This is a genomic window from Pseudoxanthobacter sp., from assembly GCF_036822375.1.
Taxonomy (GTDB): Bacteria; Pseudomonadota; Alphaproteobacteria; order Rhizobiales; family Segnochrobactraceae; genus Pseudoxanthobacter.
Genome location: NZ_DAISHT010000135.1, coordinates 1 through 9,641 on the forward strand (window position 1 = coordinate 1; position 9,641 = coordinate 9,641).

Consider the following 9,641-nt stretch of genomic DNA (forward strand, 5'->3'; position numbering starts at 1 on the left):
TCAATCCGATGTCGCTGCAACAGGCGGCAGACCGCCGGATCGCCCGCACCGCTGCCGATCTCGCCTCCGCCGCCGAAAGGGACGCCGCTGTGATCAATGTCAGCCCGGCCGGCCCGAGCCACCGCTTCACGCCTGTCATCCGGGCCGCGCCGGCCGCGGTCCGGGCCCTTGTGACGGACGATGCACGCACGCCGCGGTGGCCGCACGTCAACGCGACCGCGCGCATGCCATGGCGCGCGGGCAGGGCGATCGCCTTCTTTTCCGGCGGGCAGGCGATGATTGCCGGGCCCGTTCCGGCGCCGGAGCCGCCGCACTGGCCGGTGCCGGCGGGTGAGACCGCCGCGACGCTGACGCCGGTGCCTGACGAATTCGGCGGCGTCCCCGCCACCGCGCGGGCGCCGACCGGCGGCGGGCGCGCGGCGCTGTCGCGGCTGAAGACGCTGGCGGAAACCGGCACGCGGGTCCTGATGGCGCCGCCGGCCCGGGCGGCGGGCTGAGGCCATGGCGGGCGGCGGCCGATGATGAACCTCGATCTGATCCGCTCCTTCGCGATGCTGGGCGAGGTGCAGCATTATGGCGAGGCCGCGCGCCGCCTCGGCATCTCGCAGCCCTCGCTCACCAAGCAGATCCGCCGGCTGGAGGATCTGCTGGGCGCACCGCTGTTCGAGCGCAGCCGCAAGGGCACGGAACTGACCGCTTTCGGGCGGTTGTTTCTGGAGGATGTGCGGCCGGTGCTGCGCCACGCCGGCCATGTGTGGGAAAACGGCGTGCGGGCGGCACGCGGCGAGCGCGGACGGCTGGCCATCGGCTTCACCTTTTCCGCCATGAACGTGATGCCGGCCATCCTGTTCCGGTTCCGGGCGCTGCACCCGGAGGTGGAACTGCATTTCGAGGATATTTCCTCCCGCCATCAGGAGCGGCGGGTGCGGGAGGGCAGTCTGGATGCCGGCTTCATCCGCCTGCCGGCCGGGCCGGGGCTGGCCTCCCGCGTCATCGGGCATGACCGGCTGGTGCTGCTGGTGCCGGAGGCGCTGGGCGCGGCAATCGACAGTTTCGATGCGCCGGCGGTGCGCGAGCAGCCGTTTCTTGCCCTGCCGGCGGCTTTTGCGCCCGGACTGGAAGACCAGATTCAGGCGCTGTTCAAGTCGCGCGGGTTCGCGCCGCAGCGGATTCTGCGCGCCAATGAATCGCTCACCATCCTGTCGCTGGTGGCGGCCGGGTTCGGGCTGGCCTTCATGCACGAGGCGGCGGTTGCCCGCTTCGGCGGGCACTATGGGGGGGTGTGCGTGCGGCCCGTGCCCGGCGATGTCGCCGCCTGGAAAGTGGGCCTCGTGTGGCGCGAGGGCGAGGTGAGCCCGGCGCTGGAGCGTTTTCTGGATGTCGCCCGCCGGGTCGTGGAGAGCCGCCCGGCGGGCTGAACCGGCGGCTAAAGGGACAGCGGCCGGGCGTGGGAACGCAGGTCGCCGGCGGTCACGCCTTCAAGCGAGGGCCGCACGAGGCAGGCGCCGTCGGTGAAGCGGCCGAGCCCGGTTTCCAGCCCGACGAACGGCAGGCCGAGGGCCTGTGCGGCGATGCGGTCCCAGTGGCCGTCGCCGATGGAGATGGCATCGGCCTGCACGTTGCCGCCGGCGGCCCTCTGCCACAGCCGCAGGCCGTGCGCCACGATGGCCTGTTTGGAAAGCCCGTCGGCGGCGGTGGCCAGCAGGGCGCGGCCGGGATCGATGCCGAGCAGGGCGAGCTTCAGCCGCGCCATGCCGGCCAGCGAGCCGGTGGCGAACACCGGCACCACATCCGCCAGCCCGGCAATGGCCGCCAGCAGAGCCGGCGCCCCGGCTATGGGGGGCGGCGGCGCCCGGCGGATGCGGGCGGCATAGTCGCGGGCCGTCAGGGCATCGAACGCATCGATCTCGCCGGCCCGCGCGCCGCTGCCGCGCCGGTCGAGCAGCAGTTCGTCGAGCACGCCGGAATCGGTGTAGTTGCGATAGGCCGTGACGGGCTTTGCGTAAAGGTCGAGCCCCATGGCGGTCAGCGCCGCGGCCAGTGTCGCGTGGTGGCCGGCAGTGCTGTCGAGCAGCGTGCCGTCGATGTCGAACACCACGACGAGGGGACGGTTCGGGACGGGCGGCATCAGGCCCTTTCTGCCGCACCGAGGCGGGCTGAGACGAGCGGGAAATCCACGGAGAAGCCGCGCCGCTCCTCCAGCAGCGCCATCAGGCCGAGAACGCCGGCATCGTCGAAGCGGCGCCCGGCGATCTGCACGCTGACCGGCACCGTGCCCGGGCGGGCCAGCACCGGCACTGTGCCGGCGGGCCGGCCGAGCTGGTTGAACCAGCAGGCGAAACCCATGTGGCTCATGGTGCGGTGGCTGAGCGGGCCCTTGTCCGGCTCCGGCCCGGTCGCCACGGCGGCAAAGCCGGTGACGGGCAGGGCCGGCGACAGCACATAATCGAACGGTTCGAGCTGCGCCGCCAGCCGCTGCGTTGCCGCGGCGACGCGCTTGCCGGTCAGGGCCACGGCGAGCGCGCTCTCGCAGAGCGCCTCGTCGATCATCGCGCCGATCTGCGGCAGGATGCGTCCGCGCCGGTCGGCCGGGGCGCTCATCAGCTCCGCCAGACCTCTGGCCACCATGGTGCGGTAGATGGCTTCATAATCGCCGGCGGCGAGGTCGAAGTCGGCGAGCGGCACGATTTCCGCCCCGGCTTCGGCCAGCAGGCGCGCGGCCCGGCCGGTGGCCGACAGCGTGGGGGCATCCGTCGGCGTGCCCCAGCCGAGCTGGCGGACGACGGCGATGCGCAGGCCATGGAGATGACGCGGCGGCGGCGCCGGTGCGAAGGCGCCGGGCAGGCAGACGTGATCGGCCGCATCCTCGCGCCCGACGATGGCGAGCAGCCCTTCCACATCGGCGGTGGAACGGCCCATCGGGCCGGCGCCGCGATAGGCGCCGGGCGGATCATAGGCGACGCGGCCCTGCGTGGCATGGAAGGCGGTGAGGCCGCACACCGCGGCCGGCAGGCGGACCGAGCCCACCATGTCGGTGCCGATGGCCAGCGCCCCGGCCCCGCAGGCGAGGGCGGCGGCAGCCCCGGCCGAAGACCCGGCCGTGTTGAGATCCGGGTTCCACGGGTTGCGCACCACGCCGGCGCGGGAACTGAGCCCCGACATCAGCAGCCCGAAATCCGGCATCGTCGTCTTGCCGATGATGACGAGCCCGGCTTCCCGCACCCGGCGCACCGGGGCGGCATCGTGGGCGGAAACCCGGCCTTCGTTGACGGCGCTGCCGTGCCAGCGCGGCAGGCCGGCAATGTTGAAGCTGTCCTTGAAGGTAACCGGCACGCCGTCGAAGGGGGAAAGCGGCGTGCCGGCCTGCCAGCGGGCGGCACTTTCGGCGGCCGCGCGGCGGGCGTCGGCCTCGTTCAGGCAGGCAAAGGCGTGGAACGTGTCGCCGGCCTGCCGGGCGGCGTCGAGCACGGCCTCGGTAACGGCAACGGGGGAAAGAGTACCGTCGGCATAGGCACGCGCCAGCGTACCCGCGCCAAGGCCTTCCGGGCGGGCTTGTTGCGGGGACAAAGCCGCTCTCCTCTGGCTTGGGTTTCAGACCGGGATGATCGTCATACGCCGGGCCCGGTTGCCAGCGGCAGGCCGGGCGTGGCTTTCCATTCGTTCAGCGAACCGTCGTAGACGGCGATATCGGTGCGGCCGCGGGCCTCCAGCGCCAGCGCCAGACCGGCCGCGTTGACCCCGCCGCCGCAATAGAGCACCAGCGGCCCCTCGGGCACGGCGGGCAGCAGGGCGGACAGGCGGCCGGGATCGAGCCGGCCGGCCGCATCCAGCAGGTCGGCATAGGGCAGCGGCTGCGAGGACGGGATGTGGCCGGCCTCGAACTCCGCCCGGCGCAGGGCGCAGAACAGCGCCCCCGGCTGCCGTCCGGCAAGAATGGCGAGCACATCGCCGGTGTCGGCAAAAAGGCCGGGCACGGGCCGGGGCCGGAAGGTGCCGCCGCCGGGCGGGCTGTCCGGCCCGGTGGCGATGGCCCCGCCCGCCGCGCGCCAGCCGGCCAGACCGCCGTTCAGCACGAAGACAGACCGGGCCCCGAAGGCCTTCAGCACCCACCGCACCCGTGCCGCCCATACGCCGTTGAGGCTGTCGCAGACGACAATCGTGTCCTCCGGCGACAGGCCGAGCCGGGCGGCCTCTGCGGCAAGCGCCGCGGCCGTGGGCCGGGTGAAGGGAAAGCGGCCGTCCGGATCGGAAAAGGCGCCGAACAGGTCGGCGAACAGTGCGCCGGGAATGTGCCCGGCCTCGAAGCCCGCCCGGCCGCTGCCGTAGCGGCTGCCCGCGGCCGTCACCTGACGGTCGATACTGGCATCGAGCACGACGAGGCCGGGGGTGCCGAGGAGGGGCAGCAGCCATTCCGGCTCCGCCAGCGGCGGGCAGGGCGGGGCCTGCCTCATGCGGCGGCTCCCGCCTCGCGCCGGGCGCGGCTTTTCCACGCGCCGCGCATCGGGCGCGCAAGGCCCAGATGATCGCGCAGGGTCGTGCCCTCATAGGCCGTCTTCACCAGCCCGCGGCGGCGCAGTTCCGGCACCACGAGGCGGGCGAAATCGGCAAAGGAGCCCGGCACCCACGCCGCCTGAATCATGAAGCCGTCGGCGGCGCCGCTGTCGAGCCACAGTTCCATGCGGTCGGCGATGTCGGTCGGGCTGCCGATCATGTCGCCCTCGGTGCGGGCGCCATACCACTTGCCGATCTCGCGCAGAGTGAGCTTCTCGCGGGCGGCGAATTCCTGCACCTCGCGATAATGGCCTTCGACGCCGACCTCCGGCAGGTCCGGCATCGGCCCGTCGAGATCGAAGCGCGAGAGATCGACGTTGACGTGATAGGAAAGCCGCGACAGACCGGCCTCGGGCCGCACCAGATCCTCGAATGCCTTGTGGCTGGCGATGGCTTCTTCGCGGGTGGCGGCCACCACCACGGTTGCCGCGGGCAGGATGCGAAGCTGATCGGGATCGCGGCCGTGGGCCTTCGCCCGGGCCTTCATGTCGGCATAGAAGGCAATGCCGCTTTCCAGCGATTCATGGCTGCAGAAGATCACGTCGGCCCAGCGGGCGGCGAAATCGCGCCCCGCCGGCGAAGCCCCGGCCTGCACGATCACCGGATAGCCCTGCGGCGGCCGGGGCACGGAAAGCGGCCCCTGAACCTTCACGAACGCACCGGCATAGTCGACGCTCTCCACCGCCTCGGGCCGGCCGAACACGCCGCTTTCCTTGTCGGCGATCAGAGTGTCGTCGCCCCAGCTGTCCCACAGGCGGGTGGTGGCCTGCAACACCTCCTCCGCGCGGGCATAGCGCTCGCCACGCGGCGGCAGGCTGTCCTGCCCGAAGTTGCGCGCCTCGGCATCCTGAAAGCTGGTGACGACATTCCAGCCCGTGCGGCCGTCGGTCAGATGATCGAGGGTGGCGAACGAACGGGCGATGTTGAACGGCTCGTGATAGCCGGTGGAAACGGTGGCCGCCAGCCCGAGCCGGGTGGTGGCGCCGGCCATGATGCCGAGCACGGCCATGGGGTCCAGCCGCGGCGTGCCGGTGCCCCACTGCACCGCCGGGGCAAAGCTGCCGCCGAGGCTGCGCGGCATGGCCAGTGCATCGGGAATGAAGGCCATGTCGAACACGGCCTCCTCCAGCAGGCGGGCGGTGCGGGTGTAGTAGCCCGCAGACAGGAACGCCGGATCGGCCTGCGGATGGCGCCAGCCGGCGGTGCCCTGCGGACCGGCATTCATGAAGGCGGCGAGAGACATCGGGCGGCGGGCGGCCATGGCGGGGATCCTTTCTCTCACGCTTCCGCGGGATCGAGCAGCGACAGCTCGTCGACGAAGGCGGTGGCAAACGAGGCGGTGCCCCGGGTGCGGGCGCCGGCGCGGCCGGCCGCCTCGGCATAGAGGGCATGGGCGGCGGCGGTGGCGAGCAGCGCATCGCCACGCGGGGCGAGGAAGGCGGCGATGAGCGCGCCCAGGCTGCAGCCTGCGCCGGTGACCTGCGTCAGGCGGCGGTCGCCGCCCGCGACGGCGATGACGCGGGCGCCGTCGGTGATATAGTCGGTCGGCCCGCTGACGGCGACGATGGCGCCGGTCTCGCGGGAAAGCGCGCGGATCGCTTCCACGGCATCGTCGGATTTTGCTGTCGTCTCCACGCCCTTGCCGCCGGCTCCGGCGCCGGAAAGCGCGATCAGCTCGCTGGCATTGCCGCGGATGACGGTGGGGCGGAAGGCGAGCAGGCTGCGCACCGCGCCGTCATAGACCGGCGCGCCGGCGCCCACGGCCACGGGATCGAGCACCCACGGGGTGCCGGCCGTGTGGGCGGCGCGGGCGGCCCGGCCGTGGCTGGCGGCATCGCTGCTCATCAGGGCGGCGGTGTTGATCCACATCGCGCCGGCAGCAGCGGGAAACACATCCGGCCAGTCTTCCGCCGCGCCGATCGCCGGTCCGGCCCCGACCGCAAGCAGGATATTGGCGCTGAGATTGGCGGCGATATAGTTCGTCAGCCCATAGACGAACGGCCCGGCCGCCTTCAGCGCCGAAAACGACTTTCTGACCTCTTGGTCGTTCCAGGAAATGTGTTCCATGTTTTGCCCGAAATGAAGAAAAAGACAGCGGAATACGCGGGATTTCTCAACATCATTGATCGCATGTCTGATAGCGTAAAGCGGCATTATTTTGCCAGCTTGATAACTAATGGCTATCAGGAGCGCGCGGAGCGGACATGAAAACGGCCGGCGCGCAGGGCTGCGCGCCGGCCGGATGCCGGGCAGGTGGTGAGGCCGGGCAGGCGGGGGCCGGGCTTCAGCGCGGGGTGTTGAGCCAGCCGTGAATGAAACGGGCCATCACCTTCGTGTAATCCACGAGCTGATCGAGGCTGAGGGACTCGTTCACGCTGTGGGCCTGCGACAGCTCGCCGGGACCGTAGATGGCGGCGGGAATGCCGGCATCGCCCATCCAGCCGCCATCGGTCACGCTGGGCGAAACGGTGATCGGCGGCTGCGCGCCGAAGGTAGCGGCATGGCCGGCGCCGAGCAGCTTCACGGCCGGATGGTCGGGATCGACCTCCAGCGCCGGGAACACCTCGCCGCGGTCGATGATCATCGACGTGCCGCCCCAGCGGAACGTCGGCGGGTTGTCGCGCAGCCACGGATCGGCGGCCGCCACGGCTTTCAGGTGGGTCTCGATTTCCTGCACCACGGTGTCGTGGTGCTCGTTGGGATAATAGTGCACCGTCACCCACAGCCGGCACTCGTCGGCAATGAAGGCGGCATGGCGGCCGCCCTCGATGACCGCCGGGTTGATGGTGGTGGAGCCGAGCGGGCAGCCGGGATAGGATTTCATCACCGCCCAGTGGCGCTCAAGCTCGTTGAGGCCGGCGATGATCTTCATCATCTTCTCGATGGCGCTGGCGCCCTTCAGGCCGCCGCCGGCGTGGATCATGTCGCGCCGCGTGCCGTCGTGGAACGTCTGCGGGCTGCGGACCGTGATCCAGCCGGTGATGACGCCGCCCTGACCCTGAATGGCAAGGTCGGTGGTATCCACCACCAGCGCGAAATCGGCGGTGTAGCCGCGCTTGCAGCATTGCAGGGTGCCGGCCTCGCCGACCTCTTCGCCGATGACGCTCTCAAAAATGAGATCGCCGCCGAAGCCGAGGCCGGCTTCCTTCAGCAGCTTCACCGCGAACAGCGCCCCGGCGATGCCGCCCTTCATGTCGGCAACGCCGCGGCCACAGATGCGGCCGTCGCGGATGAACGGCCGGAACGGACCGGTCTCCCACGCCTCGTCGGGGCTGATTTCGGCCACGTCCACATGGCCGTTCAGAATGAGGCTCTTCATGCGGTCGCCGGCCGTGCCCTTCAGCGTGCCGACGACATTGGGATCGCCCGGATGAACGTCCCACATATCGATATCGAAGCCGAGGGCCTTCAGTTCCCCGGCCACGAAGGTCTGCACGCCGGTGGTGTTGCGTGCGGGCGGGGCCGGGGTTTCGAAGCTGACGAGGCGCGAGAGCAGGGCGAAAAGCTCGTCGCGCCGGCTGTCGATCGCCTCCAGAACCGGTTTCAGGGTGTCGCCGGACATCACTTCGCCTCCGGCGCGGCGTTGAGGCCCATCTGCCAGAACGCGGCTTCGAGGGCGCTGGCGCGGGTGAAGATCCGCGCCAGATCCTCGAAACGCGCCTCGGCCCCGCGGCGGCGGCCGAGTTCTTCCAGCTTGTCGAGGGCAGCGTTGACGCTGTCCTCATAGGCCACGCTCTCGTAGTTGCGGATCCATGCGCCGTAGGGATTGCCCTCCAGCACGGTGGCGGGATCGCCGATCAGCCGCTGGCCGATCTCCGCATAGCCAGCGACACACGGCATCAGCGCCACCGTCAGGTCGAGCAGGTCGCCGGCATGGCCGGTGTCGATGACGAAGCGGGTGTAGGTGATGGTTTCCGGGGCTTCCGGCTCGGCCGCCATCTCTTCCTCGCTGATGCCCCAGCCGGCGCAGTAACCGACGTGGAGGGGAATTTCATCGAGGATGGCCTGCAGGCCGCCGGCTGCCGCCCTCAGCTCGCTGAGCGAGCCGCTCTTGTAGACCGACAGGCCATAGGCCCGGGCGAAGTGGATGAGGAACAGGTAATCCTGCGTCAGAAAGCGGCGGAAGCTCGCCTCCGGCAGAGTGCCGGCGCCAAGCTGGCGCACGAAGGGATGGCCGACATAGTCGGTCCACACCGGGCCGGCGGCCTCACGCAGGCGGCCGAACAGGCCACGGCTGAAATCGATGGTCATGACGGGAACTCTCTCGCTTCCTCTCAGGCGGCGGGGCGGCGCACCACCACCATCTTGTCGCGGATGCGGCGGAAGGCGGCGTTGGCCTCGCGCACGATCCGGTCTTCGTCCGCCAGCGTCAGCCGGCGGTTCTTCATCACCACCCGCCCGTCGATGATCGAGGTGTCGACCACGCTGCCGTTGGCGGCAAAGACGAGATGGCTGGTCATGTGGGTGGCATCCTCGCGCAGCAGCGGCGTGAAGATGGCGTTGTTGGTATCGACCAGAATGATGTCGGCCTTCCGGCCCGCGGCGAGCGCGCCGGTTTCATGGCCAAGGGCGCGGGCGCCGTTGTTGGTGGCCATGCGCAGCACGTCGCCGGCCGGCATCAGGCTGGCGTCGGCGCGGTGGGCGCGGTGAACGAGCGAGGCCCATTTCATGACCTCGAACATGTCGGCGCTGTTGTTGCACTCCACCGCATCGTGGCCGAGGCCGACGTTGATGCCGGCGGCCAGCATCTCCGGCACCCGCGCCACGCCGTTGCCGAGCTTGGCGTTGGAGGAGGGGTTGTGGGAGATGTGGGTTCCGGTTTCCGCCATCAGCGCGATCTCGCGGTCGTCGAGCCACACGCAGTGGGCGGCCACGCAGTCGGGACCGAGCAGGCCGGTCTCGTAGGCAAGCTCGGTCGGCCGGCGGCCGAATTTCTCCAGCGAGAAATCGACTTCCGTCTTCGATTCATTGAGGTGGACGTGAACGCCGGTCTTCAGGCTGCTGGCCAGCGCGCGGGCCTCGCGCAGCAGGTCGGGCGAGGCGAGCGGCACCCACTCGATGCCCACGCGCACCTCGATGCGGCCGTTGGC

The 9,641-nt window shown here is 70.7% G+C and carries 9 protein-coding genes and 1 pseudogene; 2 read left to right on the top strand and 8 right to left on the bottom strand.

Features of this window, described 5'->3' with window-relative positions:
- Together V7067_RS12335 and V7067_RS12340 are read left to right on the top strand one after the other, a co-directional pair.
- A pseudogene (locus tag V7067_RS12335) lies at positions 1–497 on the top strand (hypothetical protein); the annotation flags it as partial.
- 21 nt (positions 498–518) lie between these two features.
- Complete coding sequence (locus tag V7067_RS12340) at positions 519–1,418, top strand: LysR family transcriptional regulator (RefSeq protein ID WP_334176203.1); 900 nt, start codon at positions 519–521, stop codon at positions 1,416–1,418.
- Between the two features lie 8 nt (positions 1,419–1,426).
- Here V7067_RS12340 and V7067_RS12345 read toward each other — a convergent pair whose 3' ends face one another.
- The 8 genes from V7067_RS12345 to V7067_RS12380 all read right to left on the bottom strand — a co-directional run.
- A complete protein-coding gene (locus tag V7067_RS12345; RefSeq protein WP_334176204.1) occupies positions 1,427–2,128 on the bottom strand; it encodes an HAD family hydrolase in 702 nt (233 codons plus the stop codon).
- Positions 2,128–3,567: an amidase family protein gene (locus V7067_RS12350; RefSeq protein ID WP_334176205.1), complete on the bottom strand. Its 1,440-nt coding sequence runs from the start codon at positions 3,565–3,567 to the stop codon at positions 2,128–2,130. The genes V7067_RS12345 and V7067_RS12350 overlap by 1 nt, the downstream gene beginning before the upstream one ends.
- 41 nt (positions 3,568–3,608) lie before the next feature.
- Positions 3,609–4,451 carry a rhodanese-like domain-containing protein gene (locus V7067_RS12355; RefSeq protein WP_334176206.1) on the bottom strand — a complete coding sequence of 281 codons (843 nt, stop codon included), beginning with the start codon at positions 4,449–4,451 and terminating at the stop codon, positions 3,609–3,611.
- Positions 4,448–5,812, bottom strand: coding sequence for an LLM class flavin-dependent oxidoreductase (locus tag V7067_RS12360; RefSeq protein WP_334176207.1), 1,365 nt, complete (start codon positions 5,810–5,812; stop codon positions 4,448–4,450). The genes V7067_RS12355 and V7067_RS12360 overlap by 4 nt, the downstream gene beginning before the upstream one ends.
- Positions 5,813–5,829: 17 nt before the next feature.
- Positions 5,830–6,618, bottom strand: a complete 789-nt coding sequence (gene thiM, locus V7067_RS12365; RefSeq protein WP_334176208.1) for a hydroxyethylthiazole kinase — start codon at positions 6,616–6,618, stop codon at positions 5,830–5,832.
- Between the two features lie 217 nt (positions 6,619–6,835).
- Positions 6,836–8,113: an acetylornithine deacetylase gene (locus V7067_RS12370; protein ID WP_334176209.1), complete on the bottom strand. Its 1,278-nt coding sequence runs from the start codon at positions 8,111–8,113 to the stop codon at positions 6,836–6,838.
- Positions 8,113–8,802, bottom strand: a complete 690-nt coding sequence (locus V7067_RS12375; RefSeq protein ID WP_334176210.1) for a TenA family protein — start codon at positions 8,800–8,802, stop codon at positions 8,113–8,115. The genes V7067_RS12370 and V7067_RS12375 overlap by 1 nt, the downstream gene beginning before the upstream one ends.
- A 23-nt stretch (positions 8,803–8,825) precedes the next feature.
- The coding region (locus V7067_RS12380; protein ID WP_334176211.1) for an amidohydrolase family protein at positions 8,826–9,641 on the bottom strand (816 nt) is incomplete at its 5' end.

What these genes read in the sequence shown, in the direction of transcription:
- V7067_RS12340 (WP_334176203.1), top strand. Translation starts at nt 519, where the DNA reads ATGATGAACCTCGATCTGATCCGCTCCTTCGCGATGCTGGGCGAGGTG.
- V7067_RS12345 (WP_334176204.1), bottom strand. Translation starts at nt 2,128, where the DNA reads ATGCCGCCCGTCCCGAACCGTCCCCTCGTCGTGGTGTTCGACATCGAC.
- V7067_RS12355 (WP_334176206.1), bottom strand. Translation starts at nt 4,451, where the DNA reads ATGAGGCAGGCCCCGCCCTGCCCGCCGCTGGCGGAGCCGGAATGGCTG.
- V7067_RS12360 (WP_334176207.1), bottom strand. Translation starts at nt 5,812, where the DNA reads ATGGCCGCCCGCCGCCCGATGTCTCTCGCCGCCTTCATGAATGCCGGT.
- thiM (WP_334176208.1), bottom strand. Translation starts at nt 6,618, where the DNA reads ATGGAACACATTTCCTGGAACGACCAAGAGGTCAGAAAGTCGTTTTCG.
- V7067_RS12370 (WP_334176209.1), bottom strand. Translation starts at nt 8,113, where the DNA reads ATGTCCGGCGACACCCTGAAACCGGTTCTGGAGGCGATCGACAGCCGG.
- V7067_RS12375 (WP_334176210.1), bottom strand. Translation starts at nt 8,802, where the DNA reads ATGACCATCGATTTCAGCCGTGGCCTGTTCGGCCGCCTGCGTGAGGCC.